Here is an 18562-nt window from a genome sequence, read left to right as displayed (position 1 = left end):
GTGTTCCTCCTTGGCGGCTGCCAAAATGTGTTTGAAACTTTCCGGAAATGTGTGCAGCGTTTAGGGCCTACCAGAGCTTGTTTTCCCCCAGGGGAAGGGTGATGGCGGTGTTCCGAAAATCCGCCCCATGGGCAATGGCTTTGGGGGAGAGCAGGGACAGCATTACCGTAAGGCCCAGGCTGCTGCTGGGAAAGGGCTTTTCTGCCGAGCCGCCTGTCAGGCACAGGTCAGGGCATGGCGTCCAGCCTGCCTTTTCATACAAAGGGACAAGGGAGGGCTGGCAGGTGAAAACACAGAGATCAGCCTGCCGCCGCTGGATGTCGGTATTCATCCTGCGCAGAAGGCTTAGGGCATAGCCCCTGCCCTGGAAATCCGGGTGGGTTGCCACTTCCGCTACGCCGCAGGCAAAATAACGTTCCCCTTTGTGGGTAAAAGAAGTGCCCGCCACCGCCCCATGGGCGGCAAGGCGCTCCCCCTCCATACGGCAGAAGGAGGCAAGGTGCTCCCGCTCGGGCCAGGGATCTGCAGAAAGCTCCGGCCAAGGGATGGCCTCCAGGGCCAGAATTTTCTCCCGGAGCGCCTCATCCCCGTTCTCCCTTATCCAAATGTGCAGGCTGCTGTCCGCTTCCCTGACGAAAGCCCGCAGGATGGGGAAAAAATCCCCTTTTGCCGGGGTAAGGATTTCCCCGGCGGCAGCAAGGCGCTCCCACTCCTCCAGGGAGATCCATTTGGCCCCGTCTGTCTCCCCGGGCTGGAAGCGCAGGGAATCCGCAGGGAAGTCCATCTTTACGCCGTATGTATCCATGAAGAAATCTTTCCGCTTATCCCGGTACAGCAGGGTAAGCTGGGAGGGCGCAAGGGTTAGGCCGATTTCCTCCCGGATTTCCCGGATGGCGGCAAAAAGGCTTGTTTCCCCGGCCCGCACGCCGCCTCCGGGACTTTCCCACATGTTGGGGCACAGCTCCTTTTCCGGAGAACGGTGGGTGCAGAGCAGTTCCCCTTTGCTGTTGGCAAACACCACTGTACACACCAGGTGGTATTCCCCTGGCTGCTGGGCTGCGCCGCGGGGATGTGTGTGGCCTGTGGGCCTGCCCTTTTCATCATATATATCCCAAAGTTCCATAAAAACTGTCACGCGATACAGGGTTCCTGCAAAGGCCCATACAAACAGCCTTTTGTGCCCGGTATCATGCTCTCCTTTGTGTTTTTCACGCAGGGTTCCTTTTCCGCTGCTGGAATAATTAAAGCACAAATTGCCCCAAAGCGCAAGCGGCGGGAAGGGGAGTGTATGCAAGAGAATCATGAAATTTGGATAACATAAAAGTTTCGTCCACCTTTACAAAGGTGGTGGGGTATTTAGGGGCAAAGCCCCTAAACCGCCGGAGGCATAGGCCCGTCGCTTCAGGCACTCCTTCGTACTATTCGCGGTAAGGCGTGGTGACAGTGCGGACGGGAGTAAGCTTCTGTCCCAGCATGTCCTGGGCTGTTTTGCCGGAAACAGCCAGTTCTTCCCCGGCGCTTACCAGGTGCAGTTCCTCCACGTCCGGCCAGGACGCGGAAATGGTGGCGGCCATGGCGGAGAGCATCTGTTCCCCCTCCGTTTCGGAAACGGAACGGAACCACTGGACGGCTTCCTCCGAAAGCTCCCAGGCAATAAGGCCCTCCTCCTGCTCTACAGAGAGCAGGGAAGCGCCCTCCGGCGCGCCGCCCAGGGCCACCATCTGCTGCAGGAGGGCCTGGTGGGACAGGGGGCAGTTTGTCACGCTGTACAGCACAATTTCCCCCTTATCCACGCTGTATATGGAGGCCGTTTTTTTGACGCTGTAAATCGTGGCGGAATCTGCCCCATAGCCGCTGGAGGGGGTGGGGGTGTAAGCCTCTGCCCCAAGCCAGCCGTATTCCACGCTGCAATAGGCCAGCGCGCACAGGGATACTACTCCCAGGGCGATAAAGGGGATGGCGCTGTCCAGCCAGCGCTTGAAGCGGCGGAGGCGCTGGCTGCCTGTAAAGCCCTTGTCCTCCCGGCTGATGAGGAAGCTGTCCCACACCTCCTGCGGCCCGGACTCCGTAGGGGCGATGGCGGAGAGGACGGCCCCTGCCCGCTCTGGGGTAAGGATTGTCCGTTTCAGTCCCTTTTCCACCAGTTTACCTGCCTTTTTAGGGGAACAGCCCGCAGCCTGGGCCGTATCCTCCAGGCTCCAGCCCAGAGCCAGGCGGAGGTACAGCGCGGTTTTGTACTGGGGAGGCAGATCCAGCAGCGCCCGGAGGGCGTCTGTCATGGTAAAGGGCAGGCTGGAGCCAGGGGAAGCGGGAACGCTCCCTTTTTTCTTTTTCCGCCGGGGGCGGTTCCAATATCTGTCCATGCAAAGGGCGTGGGCACAGCGGAACAGCCCGGCGTCATGGGCGGAAGCCTGTTTCCAGCACCGGGGGCTTAGGAGCAGATCGCATAAAAGGGTGTGCAGCAGGACGGCGGCGCCCTTAGGCCCGCCGGTGTGCAGGTAGAACAGGGCAAAGAGCCGGGGGGCCTGGGAGAAATAAAGCTGCTCCACCTGCCGCAGCTCCGGGGATTCTGCCATAAATAGCGCTCCTTTCAGGGAGAGGTGTTTTCATTTTTTTGCGGGGTGCGCCCTCTTTTTTTCCGGGCGCGGCGCTTTTTCCATTTCCTCCGCAGGTTTTGGAGATCCTGCCCGATGCCGCTGCACTCCAGCCACATGCTGACCTCCGCCCCTAAAAACAAAATATACATGCAGAAGAAAAGCCAGAACATGAGAATAACCAAAGTGGCAAGGCCGCCGTAAATAGAGAAGTTGGAGAAGTTTTCCACGAACAGGGAGAAGAAGAAGGAAAACAGCACCCAGCCCGCCGCGCTGAAAGCCGCCCCTGCCAGGTTGTGGAGCAGGCGCACCCGCCGCCTGGGCAGGAAGGTGTACATGAGGGTAAAGAAGGCCAGCAGCAGCACAAAGCCCAGAAGGGATTTGAAGTTCATCAGCAGGGTGGCGAAAAAACGGGGAGACTTTGCCAGCAGAAAATTGTAGATGGTGGAGCCGAACACCAGCAGCACAGCGGCCAGCAGCAGCACCACAGCGAAAAGGATCACATACACCGCCGCCACAACGCGCATATGCACCAGATTCCGGATTTTCTTCACCTCAAAAATTTTATCCAGCCCCTTGATAACCGCCACCATGCCCGCTGAGGAGGACCACACCGCCGTGATAAGGGCCACGGGCAGGATGCCCTCCGCTGTGATGGCAGAGGGCATAAGCCCCTGCACGTATTCCGCCACAGCGCCGGGCAGGAATTCCAGGGCGGTTTCTATCAGGGTGAGGCCGGAGCTGAAATGGATGCGCTGCATGAGCGTAAGCAGGAAAGCCACAAAGGGCAGGAAGGAGATAATCAGGAAGTAGGCGGCGTGGGCCGCAGAGGAATCCAGGCGGTCCTGGACAACGCGATCCATAAACCAGCCGATATGCTTTTTTAGAAGCTTCATGGCGTTCCTCCTTTTTTCCAGCGGCAGGGAGCCGCTCTTAAAGCCCCGCGAAGAAGACCTTGGGGGCGCTGCCCCCAAGCCCCCGCAAATCCTTTTGGAAAAGGATTTGATTCTAAAACCGGACTTTTAGTTTGTTATACGGGGATTATACCATACGCGGCTATTATACCATGGAAAACGTGTTTTTACCACTGTTTCCGGGACGGTTTTTGCAGGCGGGGATAAAATTGCAGGGGCAGGGCGGGGAAGTTGCAAAAAACGAGGCTGGAAAGCCTGCGGGGGAGAGGCGGATTCCCGGATTTTGCCTGAAAAACGGGGGTTTGCAGTGGTTACAAAACTGAAACAACTCTGGGTTTCATGCAACTTTTCGCATTAAAATAGGCAAATGACACAAAAAGCAGAAGCGGGACAAAGGGATTTTTTCGGGTTTGCCAGTTGTCAAAAAACCATTCATCGTGTAAAATGACCCTATTGTGAATGATACGTGAACAGCGTGTGATTCCAAAATCAAACCTTATCAGGGGGAATTTGAGAATGAAACGCAGCAAGATTTTAGCGCTGGTTCTGGCAGTTCTTCTGGTAGTCGGCACCTTTGCGGCCTGCGGCGACGGCAGCAACAGCAGCACCGCAAGCCAGGGCGGCGCCAGCAGCGCCGGCACCGATACCAGCAAGCCCGCCAGCGACGCCAGCGAGCCTGCCACCAGCGACACCAACAATGACGCGCCCGCAGGCGACGACACCCTGAACCTGGTGCTGACCATGGAGCCTACAGGGCTGAACTCCCTGCTGACTACCTACAGCATTGAGTTCTCCATGCTCAAGCATCTGTATGACAACCTGTACATGCTGGACGACAACGACGAGCCTCAGCTCTCCGCTGCCGACGACGTGGAGATTTCCGAGGACGGCACTGTCTACAAATTCCACATCCGCGAGGGACAGAAATGGTCTAACGGCGACCCCGTTACCGCCAACGACTTTGCCTTTGCCTGGAAGCAGGTTCTGAACCCCGAGGTAGCCGCTGACTACGCTTACTTCATTTATGATACCCTGGCTGTGAAGAACGCTGCCGCGTACTTCAAGGGCGAGTGCGAGTGGGAAGAGGTAGGCATTAAGGTGGACGGCGACTATAACCTGGAGGTTACCTTGGATCACGCTGTACCCTATGCTCCCTTCCTGTTCTCCTTCGGCACCCTGTGCCCCATCAACGAGAAGTTTTACAATGAAGTGGGCGCTGACAACTACAGCAAGGAGACTGAGTACTTCTGCACCAACGGCGCTTTCAAGATGAAGGAGTGGACCCACAACACCCGCATCGTGTTCGAAAAGAACACCGACTGGTGGCGTGCGGACGAAGTGTCCCTGAACACCATCAACTGGACTTACATCAAGCAGCCCCAGGCCGCCCTCAACGAGTTCCTGTCCGGCGGCGTGGATATGGTTGGCCTTTCCACCGGCGAGCTTATCGACCAGGCAAAAGCCAACGGCTATGATGTTATCAACTACACCGATGGTTCCGCTTTCTATATCTACTTCAACCATAACAACGAATATCTGAAGAACGCTAACCTGCGCAAGGCTCTGGCTCTGGGCTTTGACAAGCAGGGCCTGTGCGATACCGTTATGAAGAACGGCAACGTGCCCATGACCAGCTTCACCTGCCCCGATGTTAAGGGCTTTGACGGCAAGTCTTTTGCCGAGGGCCTGACTGCCTGGAACGGCGGCGCGGAAATGACCCCTGCCAAGGGCGACCCTGAAGCTGCCAAGGGCTATCTGGAGACTGCCCTTTCCGAGCTGGGCTGCACCGTGGAGGATCTGTCCGCCAGCCTGTCTATCGACTGCGGCGACGATGACTTCTCCGCTTCCATCGCTGCTTACTATCAGGAGCAGTGGAGGCAGAACCTGGGCATCGAAGTGACTGTGAACCCCATGCCCACCAAGAACGGCTCCGCTAACCGGAAGGACGGCAACTATGTCATGTCCATGACCGGCTGGGGCCCCGACTACAACGACCCCATGACCTTCCTGGATCTGTGGGTGTCCACTGGCGGCAACAACCAGACTGGCTATAAGAGCGAAGCCTATGACAAGCTGATTTCTGAGGCCACCATGATGGAAGTTGGCGAAGAGCGTCAGGAGAAGTTCTACGAGTGCGAGAAGCTCATCGTAGAGGATCTTCCCGTTGCCCCCTCCTACTGGAGAGGCGCCTGCTACGCCATCAACACTGACCGTGTGGAAAGCGGCATCCACCGCTCCACCTTCCAGGACATCAACGTGGTGTTTGCGAAGATGAAGTAAGAAGCAGCGGCAAGCTGTAAATAAATACCGGAAGCACAGCGAGGGCATCTGAACTATAGGTGCTCTCGCCCTGCGGTATTTATGTGGTTTATCGTGAAAAAGTTGTAAAGCAGAAAAATTTCCTGTTGAAAACCCGTTCCAAAGGCAGTATAATAAGGGATGGGCAGATGAAAGAAGCGCGAAACCGGTACCGGTTTTCCCGGCAGCTTTTCTAAAAGCAAGAAAAGCTGAATGGAAAGGGTATGGGCACTGCGCGGATTATATGGAACGTTCAATTGTGCCAAAGGCGGCAGATGGAAAGTCCCCCCTTTGGCCCTTTTTATATAGCCTGCCTGTTTGGCAGGAAGCACGAAAAATCAACTAAAAAAGAGGAAAGGGGGAAATTGCCCTATGGCTAAGTATATACTGAAGCGGGTAGGCTATACCATTGTAACGCTGTTTGTGCTGGTTACGCTGACGTTCTTCATGATGCGCCTGCTGCCCGGCGACCCGTTTACAGGCGACAAGCAGCTTCCGGAAAAGACCATGGAAGCCCTTAACGCCAAGTATGGCCTGGACAAGCCTGTGGCTACCCAGTATATCATATACCTTGGCAATTGCCTGCACGGGGATCTGGGGCTTTCTCTGAACAACGACCGCCCTGTGACCACCATCATTGGAGAATCTTTTGTCTGTTCCTTTGACCTGGGCATCCGCGCCGTTCTGATTGCCTTTGTGCTGGGCGTGCTGCTGGGCACCATTGCCGCCATCAAGCGGGGCAGGCCCACAGACACCATCTGTATGCTTATCGCGCTGATAGGCGTTTCTGTGCCCAGCTTTATTGTGGCGGCTGTGCTGCAATACTTTTTGGGCCTGCAGCTCTTCCTGCAAACAAAGCCTGTGCGCATTTTCGCCGTTACCGGCTGGGACGCTTTCAACTCGAAAATCCTGCCGGTGTTTGCCCTGGCCTTTGGTTCCCTGGCACAGATTTCCCGTCTGATGCGCACCAGCATGCTGGACGTTTTAGGCCAGGACTACATTAAGACAGCCAAGGCAAAGGGCCTCTCCCAGGGGGCCATTATCTGGAAGCATGCCATCCGCAATGCCATTATGCCTGTGGTTACAGTGCTGGGGCCAATCACCGCCAGCGTGCTGACAGGCGCTTTCGTGGTGGAAAGCGTGTTCGCTGTGCCGGGCCTGGGACGCTATTTTGTGGAGAGCATCCAGGTGCTGGACTACACCATGATTTCCGGTACCACCATTTTCTACGGGGCTTTCCTGATTCTGGCAAACCTTGTGGTGGACTTGACATATGGCTTTATCGACCCGAGAGTGAAGCTGGAGGAGGGCTGAGCAGATGGAAAAAATTGACAAGAGCCGTTTTGGCTGGGTGGGTGCAGACCCGGAGCACCGGGAAGGCATTTCCCGCCCAAGCCTGACCTACTGGCGGGACGCCATGGGCCGCCTGGTGAAAAACAGGGTGGCGCTGGTATGCCTGGTGTTTATTATCATTTTGCTGCTGTCCTGTATCCTGCTACCCTTCTTCTCCCCGTTCTCCAGCCGGGAGCAGCATTTGGCGGAAACCAACCAGGGCCTGTTCTCTGCCTGCGTGGACGAGCGCTTTGAGGGGCAGAACGCTGTGCATATTTTCGGCACCGACAAGCTGGGCCGCGACATGTGGACCCGCACCTTTGAAGGGGGCAGGGTGTCCCTGATGATTGCCTTTGCCGCAGTGTTTGTAAACCTGATTATCGGCATGATTTACGGCGGCGTTTCCGGCTATTTTGGCGGGGTTGTTGACAACGTGATGATGCGCATTGTGGAAATTGTAAACGGCATCCCCTATCTGATTGTGGTGCTGCTTTTGATGATGGTGCTGCCCAAGGGCACCTTCAGCATGGTGGTGGCTTACGCCACTGTGGGCTGGACGGGCATGGCCCGCCTGGTGCGCGGCCAGGCTTTGAGCCTGAAAAACCAGGAATTCGTGGTGGCCGCAGAGGCCATGGGCGCCAAGGCTTCCAGGATTATCGCCAAGCACTTGCTTCCCAATGCCCTTTCCGTCATTATCATCAACGTCACCCTGGCAGTGCCCAGCGCCATCTTTACAGAGGCTTTCCTTTCCTACATCGGCTTAGGCGTGCCGGTGCCCCAGCCTTCCTGGGGCGTGCTGGCCCAGGAAGGTGCGTCGGTGTTCCAGGTGTATCCCAGCAAGCTGTGGATTCCTGCCATCGCCATCAGCCTGACCATGCTTTCGTTTAACCTGCTGGGCGACGGCCTGCGGGACGCCTTTGACCCCCGCCTGAGACGCTGACCCGCTGGGAGAAAGGATTGAATCGAATATGGCTAAAGACATGAACAATAAGGTCCTCAGCGTGGATAACCTCCATGTGTCCTTTGACACCTACGCTGGGGAGGTGCAGGCTGTACGGGGCGTCACCTTTGACCTGCACCAGGGCGAGGTGCTGGCGATTGTGGGAGAGTCTGGCTGCGGGAAAAGCGTGACAGCCCAGACCATTATGAAGCTGAACCCCATGCCCCCCGCCCGCATTCCCGAAGGGGCGGTAACCCTGGGGGATGTGGACATTGTAAACGCCTCTGAAAAAGAGATGCAGAAGCTGCGGGGCAAGGAAGTTTCCATGATTTTCCAGGATCCTATGACCTGCCTGAACCCCACTAAAAGGGTGGGCAAGCAGATTGTGGAGGCCATTGTCCACCACACCCATATGAACCGGGAGGACGCCAAGGCCGAGGCCATCAAGTGCCTTTCCCAGGTGAACATCCCCAATCCCGAGGAGCGCGCCCAGCAGTATCCCCATGAGTTTTCCGGCGGTATGCGCCAGCGGGCCATGATCGCTATGGCCCTGTCCTGCAACCCCAAGGTACTCATTGCCGACGAACCTACCACGGCCCTGGACGTAACCATCCAGGCCCAGATTATGGATCTGCTGGCGGAAATCAAAGAGCAGGTGAACACAGCCATCATCTTAATCACCCATGACCTGGGCGTAGTGGCCAGCATGGCAGACCGGGTGGCAGTGATGTATGCCGGGAAGATTGTGGAAACCGGCACCTGCGAGGATATTTTCTACCGCAACGCACACCCTTACACCCAGGCGCTTTTAAAGAGCCTGCCCTCTGTGGATGCGGACAAGAAAGACCGGCTGGTGTCCATTGCCGGATCTCCCCCCGACCTGCTTGACCCGCCCAAAGGCTGCGCCTTTGGGGCCAGGTGTACCCACTGCATGCATATCTGCCGGGAGGAGCAGCCCCCGGAGTTTACCATAGGCGAGGGCCATACGGCCTCTTGCTGGCTGCTGCACCCCGACTGCCCCAGCGCGGAAGAAAGAGGTGAAAAGGATGTCTGAGAACAAAAAGGAAGTGCTTCTTTCTCTGGAGGACATTTGCAAATATTTCAAGGTTTCCGGCGGCACCCTGAAAGCTGTGGATCACGTAACCTTTGATATCCACAAAGGGGAGACTATGGGCCTGGTGGGAGAGTCCGGCTGCGGCAAGTCCACCCTGGGCCGGGTGGCTATGGGTATTTACAGCCCCACCTCCGGCAAGCTTTCCTATAAAGGAGAGGTTTTAAACCTTTCTAAAGGGGCAAACCGGTTCCGCTATGCCAAAAAGGCCCAGATTATCTTCCAGGATCCGTATGCATCCCTGGATCCCCGCATGACCGTGTCCTCCATCATTGAGGAAGGCATGGTTATCCACAAAATGTATGATGAAAAGCGCCGCAAGGAGCGGGTGTATGAGCTGCTGGAAATGGTGGGCCTGAACCGGGAGCATGCCAACCGCTTCCCCCATGAGTTTTCCGGAGGCCAGCGCCAGCGCATCGGCATTGCCAGGGCATTGGCTATTGAGCCGGAGTTTATCGTCTGTGACGAGCCGATTTCCGCCCTGGACGTGTCCATCCAGTCTCAGGTTATCAATCTGCTCCATGACTTGCAGGAGAAGCTGGGGCTGACTTATCTGTTCATTGCCCACGATCTGAACATTGTGAAGTATATCAGCGACCGTATCGCTGTAATGTATCTGGGCAATGTGGTGGAGCTGGCAAGCTCTGACGAGCTGTACCAGAATACCCTGCATCCTTACTCCCAGGCCCTGCTGTCCGCTGTTCCCATTCCAGACCCCAGTGCAGAGGCGCAAAAGCAGCGGATTATCATTTCAGGCGACGTGCCCAGTCCCATCAACACCCCGAAGGGCTGCAACTTTGCCGGGCGCTGCCCCCGGGCCTGCGACAAGTGCCGGGAATCTAAGCCTGTGCTGCAGGAGATTGTGCCCGGGCATTTCGTAGCCTGCCACCTGGTAGAGCCGGAGAAGTAAAGCTTCCCAGACTGTTTTGAAACGAAAAGGGAAAATCCCGCCGCCTGCAAGAGCGCAGGGGCGGGATTTTTAAATTATAAGAGCAACCACCGGCTATGCCGGCGGAGACCGAAGAAAGCGATAGCGTTGATTATAAAAAAAGACCTCCTTTGATATAATGGAAGCGGGTAACGCCAACCGCACAAAAATCAAAGGAGGTCAGTCCAAATGGACGAGCAAAGTTTATCACATACAAAATGGAAATGTCAATACCACATTGTGATCGTACCAAAGTATCGCAGGAAAGTAGTATATGGGAAACTGCGGGCAGATATAGGGAAAATCCTGAGGAAGCTATGTGAATACAAGCATGTGGAAATCATAGAAGCCCATGCAATGCTCGATCATATCCACATGCTGCTTTCTATACCGCCAAAGTTGAGCGTGGGAGAATTTATGGGATATCTGAAAGGGAAGAGTACCCTGATGATATTTGAGAGACATGCGAACTTGAAATACAAATATGGGCGTAGAGTAGCGCCAGACTTTAGATGTTTTGACCGTATAACTTTTGTGTTTCCACAGTCGCAGAGACACAAAAACCTTGTCGCCCCATCATCTGCATTTTCCGCACGTTCCAGAACAATCAGTTTCCCAAAGCGCTGACCAGTCAAATCAATGAACTTTGGCACCTTCTCCACTCCTTACGTTATTCAGTTTTTTCCAAAAGGTCGTCGCTTCATCTACTCCCTGCCGCAGTTCCACCGTAGCGTCATGCAGAAGAATTTCCGCACCGGCCAGCCCTTTCTCCCAATCGTCGGGGGTGTCCATCGGCATGACATCCGCTACCATCTGGAATACTCTCAACGCACATTCAAGCCTATACTGGGCGCTAGCGATACCGTCCAGTATGTCAAAAATTTCATGGTACAGAGTTTGTTCATTAATAACTGGCATAATTGTCCCTCCGTTTTACGCGCAAAATGCACGTTGTATTTGCTCACATTATAGCGTACAATTTGCGCGTAGTCAATACTATTTTTGGAGGAACGCAAAATGTTTGGAAAAAAATTGAGAGAAGTTCGGTTGGCTAGGAAGTTTACACAACAGAGGCTTGCTGATGCCGTGGGTATTGCTTTGCGCAGCTATCAGTGTTATGAGCAGGGCGTCAGGGAACCATCCCTTGATATGCTTGTGAAGCTAGCCGATGTTTTGGATGTTCCTACTGACTATCTGCTCTGCCGGGACTTATCTCCCTTAAAAACCTTTGATGGATTCCAGTGATATCTTCCAGTGTGTCCCAGATGATAAAATCCCCGGTACGATCCCCAGCTTCTATCTGCTGATAATATCGCAAACTAATTTCCAATCTATCCGCCATTTGCTGTTGAGTTAATCTAGCAGCTTTTCTTGCCTCTTTTAAATTCGCTCTCATATAATTTATCTCCTAGAAATATTCTCGCCAATTATCTACTATGGTTTTTGCTAAGTCCTCTTTCCTCGCGAGGGCTTTCATCACGGTTTCATCCACTGTTTTTTCAGTTATGAGATGGATGTACAGACATGGATGCTTTTGCCCTAAACGGTGGATACGGGACAGGCTTTGTTCATAAGTAGCATAATTCCAGTTGACGGAGTAATAAACACAAGTGTCCGCAGCCGTCAACGTCACCCCTACCCCAAGCGTGTCAATCTGCCCCACAATCACCATCGTGTCCGGGTCGATCTGGAACTGCCGGACGATATCGCTCCGCTGCTCCTTTGGTATGTCGCCGTAGATGGCCACACACCGCTTTCCGGCCTTGCCCAGCATATCCCCGGTCAGCTTGATAATTTCCATCACCTCCGGGATGAACCGGGCGAAGATGACCAGCTTCTTGCGGCCCTCCAGAACATAGTCGTGGAGGATATCCGCGAGAGCGTCCAGCTTTCCCCGGCTCACAAGCTGGGGCCTTGTGGCCTCGTCCTCTACCAGAAAGCCCCCGGTGAACTGCTGCAGCCGCAAAAGCCGGGTCAGCACCGTGGTGGCCGTCACCTGACCGCCGCCCTCCAGCTGGGCCACGCTGTCCCGCTTCAGCTGGTTGTAGATGCCCCGCTCTTTCTTGCCCAGGGCGACGATGCGGTTTTCAAAGGTCTGCTCGGGCAGGTCCACCGCTTCCTCTTTGGTGACCCGGTAGGCGATGCTGTGTTCCTTGCGGATCAGTTCGTCCATGTCCCGGTAACCCACCACCTGCTTTTTGTTGAAGCCTCCCATCACGGCATAGCGGTTGCGGAAAGTATAGTAATTCTGTCCGAAGATGGTTGGGTCTAAGAATCTGTACTGGCTGAAAATGTCCATCGCGTCATTCTGCACCGGGGTGCCGGAGAGAATCAGCTTGTACCGGGACTGGTCGCCCAGCCGGTGCATGGCCTTGCTCTGGGCGGCGTCGTGAGTCTTGATGCGCTGGCTCTCGTCGCATATGATGAGGTCGGCGTCAAAGGCTTGCAGGCGCTCAAATATACCCTCTCTCCATGTACTCTCATAATTTATCACCGCCACCAGCAGCGCCGGGAACGGCCACTTTTCCAGGTCATCCAGTTCCTTGAGGCGCTGCGTTTTGGTACCCAGCAGGGTGCGCACGGTGTAGGGGAAGTCAGCATACTCCTGGAACTCTTTGGGCCACACGGCGCACACACTGGTGGGGGCCACGATTAGCACTCGCCGGAGGTGCCCCAGCTTGTAGCCGGTCCCGGCCACGGCGATGGCTGTTAAGGTCTTGCCACAACCCATTTCAAATAAGAAACCGAAGCCTTTACCGCTCATGCACACCCCTCCTTTTTCCGCCGTTTGTGGTAACCTGTGGTCGTTCTGGCCGGGAGCCCATTGCGGTATCGCCAAGCATATACCCCGCCAGGGGACACTCCCAGCTTGTCAGCAATTTGGCCGTCATTGAGGCCCTGGTCATAGAGCCGCCGGGCTTCCTGCTGATCCAGCTGCTTTCGTTTCTTGCGGGTCGGCGGGGGCGTGTCCAGCACTACCCCCTCTCGGATCAGCGCAGCAGTAATGTCCGAGGGACCGGCGCCGTTCAGCTGAGCCAGAATCTTGACCGCCTTTTTCGGGTCAAGGCCGTTGCGGTAACGCCTTGCGATTTCGGCATCGCTCATGGGTAATTTCATCGGATACCCCCTTTTATCTAACGATAATTTCTGTATGGATTTCTTTCTTGCTACAGCCATGCTCCGCAGCTAATTGTTCTTTTGTGGCTGCAATTTCACCTGGAAAGCTCCCACGAACTGTAATTGCGCATAGTTCTTTGTCCTGCAAGTAAAATACAATCCACGGCTCTTTCATTGAAATCACCCTTTCCAGTCCTTCAGCCGGATAATATTCCCCTCCGGCGGTACCCATCCAAACTCCAGCAGGGCCATATTTGCCCCTCTCACCTGATGAGCGTACAGCGGTAGTTTCACCGGGTACTTGTAAAAGGGCCTGGGTTCAGGGTTTGTGCGCTCCTGATCCACTGCGTCCAGCACCCAGCGCAACTCCCGACGGCGGGTCTCTACACTGGGAGTCAGCCGTACCAATCCAGCCAGCTTGTCCAGCAGTTCCAGGTCAGCGGTACCACGCAGCTGCTTTGTGGTCTTGTCCCAGCGCATTTTGTTCCAGCTTTTGATAATGGTAAATTGGGCGGTGTCCACCTCAATCAAAATGAGGGTGGCGCCTTGCAATGCCATTTTCATTGACAAACGTATCCTTTCCCGATATAATGATATTGGTTTTTTTAGCTTGCCGCTTTTCCGGTGCCAGCCGGGGAGCGGCTTTTCTTATTCACGCCCTGCCTCCTGCCGAAGCAAAGCGGCATATTCTTTCAGCAAGCCGATCTGTCTGGCCTGCTCCAGGTTGATATTCTCATAAAGTCCCAGCTGCTCGTCCCTCAGCGACAGGACTTCCCGGATCCGCTGTATTTCCTCGTTCTGAAGCTGGATGTAATGCTGCTGCCAGAGGATGCAGGCCAGGGACGCGATGCCGCAGAGCATGGTAATCATTGACCGTATCATTCCTGCCACCAAGACTTTTTCCCCCTCATCCCCAGGGTGTCCCGGATAATTCGCGACACCGTCCAGTAGAATACGGGGAGGAATAATGCGAAAACTTCCCCGCCCAGCGCCTCATAGCCACGTTCGGCAAGGGCCCGAGTCTGTCCGGCCCGGAACAGCAGGATTCCGGCCACTGTCAGGGCGGTGTATTTGGCTACGACCGCGATTCGGATATGCTCCCGCAGCCGCCACTTCCTTTGCTTGCGGAAGATATTTACCGGCTCACGGCGTTCAATCTTCATCAGAGGTCCCACTTTCTGGCGTCAAAGCCTCCTGATGGAAAGCGATCCGCTTATTGCGGTAGCCATCAAAAACGAGCCGCTCGTGACAATAGCAGCCAAAGTTGCCGCCGGACTTGTACATTTCTGTTGCTTTAAACCTTTCCTCCGTGTACGTGAACGCGCAGTTAAGGATTCCCGCATGGCGGTCAGGGTGGACCGCAGAGAAAATCTCCCCAGCTTTGTCTGGGTCCGGCGCCTCTATCTCCGTCCATCCGCCCTGGAAGGGGTAGGACGGGTCGGTACCGTAGGTAAAGTAGAATTTTGGCATGGTTTTGCTCCTTTCAAATTCCCAGCGGCTGGCCTTTGTGGGCAGCTACCGTTCGGTTTGCACGTGTCCGGGCCTTGCTGGGCTGCTTCTTCACGGGGCCGCTGTGGTCGGCGATGAACTTGTCCACGCCGGCCTGGGTCACCCTGGTGGAGCTGCCTACCGTCACCGACTCCCCGAACTCCCCGGCGCGTACCCACTCCCGCACCGTGCTCTTGGACTTGCCCAGCATCTGCGCCAGGTCGTCGTAGGTGTACAGGCGGGTGGCGGGCTGGGGCTCGTCCCGAGCGTGGCCCAGCATTTCCAAGCAGTCCACAAGAGCCGCCGTCAGGGCCGTGCAAGCTTCTTCCAGCGTTTTGGGTTTCATGACTGATCCCTCCTTTCTGCCTGAGCAGCCATGTAGTCGTAGAGTTTGGCCTTAAGGACGATCAGCTGAGCCTCTGCGGCTTCGGCCCTGGCCTTGTATTCGTCACGTTCCTCGGCCAGCTGGCCCACCTGAACGGTGCGCTGGGCCAACTGCTCCCCCAGCTCCTGGGCGTGGTCGACCGGGTTCCCGGAGAAGTCGTTGTCGATGTTCTCTTCGGCGATATCGAACACGCCGCGGAAAGCGGTGGCAATGTAGCTGTTCGGCCCCAGGCCGGCCACCAGGGCCTTGATCTGCTCCAGGGCCTCACGCTCCTGGTCTTTGGTAATTTCTACGTTGTTAGTACACATTTGATTTTCCTCCTTGCCAGCCAGCAGGAGGTATGTTAAAATAGTCCTGCGGGCCTAGTTGTGTTTAATGTAGGTAGGTCTGCAAGCCTCGGCGGGTGCCGTTAACACCTGCCGAGGCGCTCTTGCTTATACGCCCGGCTGTAAAGCGGGCAGGTCATAAATGCTCAGCTGTTCGGGAATGTTTTTTGCCAGCGCGTAGGGTACCGGCACATTATAGGTGATGAACACGCTCTGAACCATCGCAGCCACCTCGACAGGCGTACTGCCCATGTCCAGCATGACCCGGCGGGTGATGTTGATCAGCTTCGCCAAACCCTGGGGTGACACCTCCGGGGACATACGTCCTGTTTGGCAGCCGCCGCTTTGGGCGGGTTTTTCATGTGCTGGGCGGTGCAATGACAATCCGTCGCTGGTGTTCACTGCCCATCCGCATAGAAACGGAATACCGCAGCTTGCCACATTCCGTAACGCCCTCCAAAACTCCTTTCTGATAAAGATGCTTTTTCACCAAGAGCGGCTGAAGGTCACGGGCCAGGCAGAACAGATTGAATTCCTCCGAGGTGAACAGGTAGCCGCGCTCGGTATGCTCCCGGCCCTGGGTCAGCTCTGACAAGAACTGCTCTGTGTCTATCAGGGCGCTACGGGAGTGCGGGTTCTCGTTTTCCAACAATTCTTCCAGGCCATCCAGGTCGACCCTGGCCATGCTGAATACCTGGGCGATCATCGGCATACGCGCCGCCGGGGCGGTAGCGATGATTTTTGAGATACGGATGGCCTCGTCAATGGTCAGGCGCTGTTCCTCAAAGGCCGTTGTAGTTCTTTGGTTTTCCATGTGGTTGTCTCCTTTCTTTGTGAGGGAAAGCGCTAGGCGCTGTCCCTCTCATCAGCTTTTCGCTGTGCATCCAACGTCTGCTGGAGCCGCATACCTTCCAACATTGCGTAAGCGATTTTCTGTTCTTCTTCTGACATTAGCCGAAGACCAAACAGTATGGCGTTCCCTTCCTTGCGGATAGCAGTTTCATCCATGCGATTCACCCCCTTCCTTTTGGTTTCACTGTGAACATTATAATACACTATGTGTCATAAGTCAAGGCGTTTTTTGCATTTCTTGTTGACACCGTGAATTTTTTGTGCTATTATCTTTTAGAGAGGAGGCATCACATTGGACTTAGGAAAACTAGGAAACTGCCTTGCAGGTAGAGTTTACGCAATACGAAAGGATCAGAGGCTAAGCCAAGATGATTTTGGCCGCGCCATTGGTGTGAGCCGGTCTGCTATTTGCAACTACGAAAACGGCACACGACCGGTAAGTGAACAATCTATCCTCGCTATCTGTAGAGAATTCAACGTGAATGAACTATGGATGCGTAACGGCGTTGGTGAACCATATAAAACCAAAGGGCAAGATGCAATAACTCGTTTGATTTCTGAACTCAAATGTTCAAATTTTGAAGGTGAATTTCTGAAATCGTACTTTCAAATGGACAGGACTGAAAGAGAACAATTTGTTCAGGCAATGTATCGGCTCATCACCCCATTCGCAAAAAATTTGAATGGAAAAAATCCTTTTGCTGAATACTATGATCTTACACTTGACAATGAACTTATCCATGCCAAAGCTCAAGCGGATAAAGCAGCAGAGCATAATAGGGCTCTCCAAGCCATCCAAGAAAAAAGAATTGACAAATTAGAGAAAGAAAACGAAGAACTACAAACTCGCTTGGAGGCTATCGAAAAAGAAGAGGCCAAAACGATAAAGTCGGTTATCGTTTCCAAGCACCACTGATTTTTGTGTTCTACTGTAGGAATGAAGACAAATAGAAAAACCGTTCTAGAAACACGTAAACACGCGAAAAAAATAATCCCCCGCCAAATAGGCGAGGGAAAATAAAAAAGCCGCCCCCGGTGCTGGAACACCAAAAGCGGCAGACAATGGGCCGGGTAGGGCACACATCGCCTCGACAACGATATTGTACCCCATCCCGCCCTTAAAAGCAAGAGGGAACGTATTTTCCCTTTGCGGAAAGGACGGTTTTTATTTTATGAAAAAAAGAAAGGATGGACGCTATCAGAAAAAAGTCATGCTGTCAGACGGCAGATCGCGGCTTGTCTATGGCCGCACCATCGCCGAGGTGAACCAGGCCGCTGACGCTCTCCGGGGCCAAGACCGGCAGGGCCTTGTGGTGGGGGACACCACCACCGTGGATGAATGGGCTAAGACGTGGTTTGTTACATACAAGAGCGGCCTGCGGAATAACACACAGAACGCATACCGCAACGCCTATAACAACCATATCCTGCCCTTCATCGCTACCCGCAAGTTGCAGGAGGTGAGGCCCGTCCATGTTCGGCAGGTGATGCAGGCCGTGGCAGACCAATCAGAATCCCTCCAGGGGAAGGTGCTTGTCACCATGCGGCAGCTATTCACGACTGCCAGGCAAAACGGCTTAATGCAGGGCGACCCCACCGAGGGAATCAAGATCACGCCCCACGCCCGCCCCAAGAAAAAGGAGTACCTCGCCCTGGATGAGCAGGAGGCTCTTATGGCCGCTCTGGAAAGCGCCGACCCCCGCGCCCGGTGTTTCGTGGGGCTATGCCTTTACTGTGGCCTGCGCCGGGAGGAGGCCCTGGGGCTCCAATGGGGTGACATCCAGGGGGATAAGCTGACGGTGAACCGGGCGGTCACGTTCCTGAATAACCAGCCGGATCCCATTCAGGAACTGAAAAGCAAATCCGCCCACCGCACTCTCCCTGTCCCCCAGCGCCTGCTGGACTTGCTGGCGGCGGTGCCCCGGACAAGCCTCTACGTTGTCACCTGTGCCGATGGGGAAGTAATGACCCGCATCGGGTTCCGCCGGATGTGGGACAAGGTCAAGCGGGCTTCTCCCTGTGAGGTGAGGCCCCATCAGCTCAGACACAGCTATTGCAGTAACCTCTACCGGGCGGGCATCGACCTGAAAACAGCCCAGTACCTGATGGGCCACGCAACCATCCAGATGACCGCCAACATCTACACCCACATGGAGAAGGAGGACGCCTCCGCCTCCCTGATCCAGTTGGAGCGGTATCTTTCCGGCGGTAGTCAGGCCGGGGGTGATTTTTCAAAAAGTAGTCAAAAGGTAGTCAATCCGTAAAAGACCAGACCCG

General features: G+C 55.0%; 25 protein-coding genes and 1 pseudogene. 9 read left to right on the top strand and 17 right to left on the bottom strand.

Going from position 1 to position 18562, the window contains the following annotated elements:
* Positions 1–67 precede the first annotated feature (67 nt).
* From VSQ30_RS17285 to VSQ30_RS17275, 3 genes are all read right to left on the bottom strand, one after another.
* Positions 68–1135 (bottom strand): GNAT family N-acetyltransferase, encoded by a 1068-nt coding sequence (locus VSQ30_RS17285; RefSeq protein WP_334465865.1) that lies wholly within the window; start codon positions 1133–1135, stop codon positions 68–70.
* Between the two features lie 283 nt (positions 1136–1418).
* A complete protein-coding gene (locus VSQ30_RS17280) occupies positions 1419–2576 on the bottom strand; it encodes an RNA polymerase sigma factor (protein WP_334465863.1) in 1158 nt (385 codons plus the stop codon).
* 14 nt (positions 2577–2590) lie between these two features.
* Positions 2591–3490, bottom strand: coding sequence for a YihY/virulence factor BrkB family protein (locus VSQ30_RS17275; protein ID WP_334465861.1), 900 nt, complete (start codon positions 3488–3490; stop codon positions 2591–2593).
* Positions 3491–4024: 534 nt separating this feature from the next.
* On the opposite strand from VSQ30_RS17275, the gene VSQ30_RS17270 reads away from it, so the two are divergent.
* The 6 genes and pseudogenes from VSQ30_RS17270 to tnpA all read left to right on the top strand — a co-directional run.
* Positions 4025–5788 (top strand): peptide ABC transporter substrate-binding protein, encoded by a 1764-nt coding sequence (locus VSQ30_RS17270; protein ID WP_334465858.1) that lies wholly within the window; start codon positions 4025–4027, stop codon positions 5786–5788.
* Positions 5789–6178: 390 nt separating this feature from the next.
* A complete protein-coding gene (locus VSQ30_RS17265; RefSeq protein WP_160642162.1) occupies positions 6179–7120 on the top strand; it encodes an ABC transporter permease in 942 nt (313 codons plus the stop codon).
* Positions 7121–7124: 4 nt separating this feature from the next.
* A complete protein-coding gene (locus tag VSQ30_RS17260) occupies positions 7125–8078 on the top strand; it encodes an ABC transporter permease (protein ID WP_160642163.1) in 954 nt (317 codons plus the stop codon).
* A gap of 28 nt (positions 8079–8106) precedes the next feature.
* Entirely contained in the window at positions 8107–9132 is a 1026-nt protein-coding gene (locus tag VSQ30_RS17255; RefSeq protein WP_237076189.1) for an ABC transporter ATP-binding protein, read from the top strand.
* The gene (locus tag VSQ30_RS17250) at positions 9125–10099 is read left to right on the top strand and encodes an ABC transporter ATP-binding protein (RefSeq protein WP_160642164.1); all 975 of its coding nucleotides are present in this window, start codon (positions 9125–9127) and stop codon (positions 10097–10099) included. Before VSQ30_RS17255 ends, VSQ30_RS17250 begins: the two co-directional genes overlap by 8 nt.
* Positions 10100–10306: 207 nt before the next feature.
* Positions 10307–10612 (top strand): annotated as a pseudogene (tnpA, locus tag VSQ30_RS17245) (IS200/IS605 family transposase); the annotation flags it as partial.
* Between the two features lie 141 nt (positions 10613–10753).
* On the opposite strand, the gene VSQ30_RS17240 reads toward tnpA, so the two are convergent.
* Positions 10754–11035: a hypothetical protein gene (locus VSQ30_RS17240; RefSeq protein WP_334465853.1), complete on the bottom strand. Its 282-nt coding sequence runs from the start codon at positions 11033–11035 to the stop codon at positions 10754–10756.
* Positions 11036–11134: 99 nt separating this feature from the next.
* Here VSQ30_RS17240 and VSQ30_RS20695 point away from each other — a divergent pair, with 99 nt between their 5' ends.
* Complete coding sequence (locus VSQ30_RS20695) at positions 11135–11362, top strand: helix-turn-helix domain-containing protein (protein ID WP_350339963.1); 228 nt, start codon at positions 11135–11137, stop codon at positions 11360–11362.
* On the opposite strand, the gene VSQ30_RS17235 is transcribed toward VSQ30_RS20695, so the two are convergent.
* From VSQ30_RS17235 to VSQ30_RS17175, 13 genes are all read right to left on the bottom strand, one after another.
* Positions 11301–11513 carry a helix-turn-helix transcriptional regulator gene (locus tag VSQ30_RS17235; protein WP_334465851.1) on the bottom strand — a complete coding sequence of 71 codons (213 nt, stop codon included), beginning with the start codon at positions 11511–11513 and terminating at the stop codon, positions 11301–11303. The genes VSQ30_RS20695 and VSQ30_RS17235 overlap by 62 nt on opposite strands.
* 12 nt (positions 11514–11525) lie before the next feature.
* Complete coding sequence (locus VSQ30_RS17230) at positions 11526–12881, bottom strand: DEAD/DEAH box helicase (protein ID WP_334465849.1); 1356 nt, start codon at positions 12879–12881, stop codon at positions 11526–11528.
* Positions 12878–13234 (bottom strand): hypothetical protein, encoded by a 357-nt coding sequence (locus VSQ30_RS17225; RefSeq protein ID WP_334465847.1) that lies wholly within the window; start codon positions 13232–13234, stop codon positions 12878–12880. Before VSQ30_RS17225 ends, VSQ30_RS17230 begins: the two co-directional genes overlap by 4 nt.
* Before the next feature lie 13 nt (positions 13235–13247).
* Positions 13248–13409, bottom strand: coding sequence for a hypothetical protein (locus tag VSQ30_RS17220; protein WP_334465846.1), 162 nt, complete (start codon positions 13407–13409; stop codon positions 13248–13250).
* Positions 13410–13414: 5 nt separating this feature from the next.
* Positions 13415–13798 carry a hypothetical protein gene (locus tag VSQ30_RS17215; RefSeq protein WP_334465843.1) on the bottom strand — a complete coding sequence of 128 codons (384 nt, stop codon included), beginning with the start codon at positions 13796–13798 and terminating at the stop codon, positions 13415–13417.
* 84 nt (positions 13799–13882) lie between these two features.
* A complete protein-coding gene (locus tag VSQ30_RS17210) occupies positions 13883–14116 on the bottom strand; it encodes a hypothetical protein (RefSeq protein WP_334465841.1) in 234 nt (77 codons plus the stop codon).
* Positions 14113–14397: a hypothetical protein gene (locus tag VSQ30_RS17205; RefSeq protein ID WP_334465839.1), complete on the bottom strand. Its 285-nt coding sequence runs from the start codon at positions 14395–14397 to the stop codon at positions 14113–14115. The genes VSQ30_RS17210 and VSQ30_RS17205 overlap by 4 nt, the downstream gene beginning before the upstream one ends.
* On the bottom strand, positions 14387–14704 hold the full coding sequence (locus VSQ30_RS17200; protein WP_334465836.1) for a hypothetical protein: 318 nt from the start codon (positions 14702–14704) through the stop codon (positions 14387–14389). Before VSQ30_RS17200 ends, VSQ30_RS17205 begins: the two co-directional genes overlap by 11 nt.
* Before the next feature lie 13 nt (positions 14705–14717).
* Positions 14718–15068 (bottom strand): helix-turn-helix domain-containing protein, encoded by a 351-nt coding sequence (locus tag VSQ30_RS17195; protein WP_334465834.1) that lies wholly within the window; start codon positions 15066–15068, stop codon positions 14718–14720.
* The gene (locus VSQ30_RS17190; RefSeq protein WP_334465831.1) at positions 15065–15415 is read right to left on the bottom strand and encodes a hypothetical protein; all 351 of its coding nucleotides are present in this window, start codon (positions 15413–15415) and stop codon (positions 15065–15067) included. Before VSQ30_RS17190 ends, VSQ30_RS17195 begins: the two co-directional genes overlap by 4 nt.
* A 126-nt stretch (positions 15416–15541) precedes the next feature.
* Positions 15542–15727, bottom strand: a complete 186-nt coding sequence (locus VSQ30_RS17185) for a hypothetical protein (protein WP_334465828.1) — start codon at positions 15725–15727, stop codon at positions 15542–15544.
* 64 nt (positions 15728–15791) lie between these two features.
* A complete protein-coding gene (locus tag VSQ30_RS17180; protein ID WP_334465825.1) occupies positions 15792–16247 on the bottom strand; it encodes a hypothetical protein in 456 nt (151 codons plus the stop codon).
* A gap of 32 nt (positions 16248–16279) precedes the next feature.
* A complete protein-coding gene (locus tag VSQ30_RS17175; protein WP_217960200.1) occupies positions 16280–16441 on the bottom strand; it encodes a hypothetical protein in 162 nt (53 codons plus the stop codon).
* 136 nt (positions 16442–16577) lie between these two features.
* Between VSQ30_RS17175 and VSQ30_RS17170 the strand changes: the two genes are divergently transcribed.
* Together VSQ30_RS17170 and VSQ30_RS17165 are read left to right on the top strand one after the other, a co-directional pair.
* Positions 16578–17201, top strand: a complete 624-nt coding sequence (locus VSQ30_RS17170) for a helix-turn-helix domain-containing protein (RefSeq protein ID WP_334465822.1) — start codon at positions 16578–16580, stop codon at positions 17199–17201.
* A 256-nt stretch (positions 17202–17457) separates the two neighbouring features.
* Positions 17458–18549: a tyrosine-type recombinase/integrase gene (locus VSQ30_RS17165; RefSeq protein ID WP_334465819.1), complete on the top strand. Its 1092-nt coding sequence runs from the start codon at positions 17458–17460 to the stop codon at positions 18547–18549.
* The last annotated feature ends 13 nt before the right edge of the window (positions 18550–18562 follow it).

This window comes from Acutalibacter sp. JLR.KK004, from assembly GCF_036941085.1.
Classification (GTDB): domain Bacteria; phylum Bacillota; class Clostridia; order Oscillospirales; family Acutalibacteraceae; genus Acutalibacter.
Note: the sequence above shows the minus strand (reverse complement) of the source record. Positions and strands in the feature narration are given on the sequence as shown.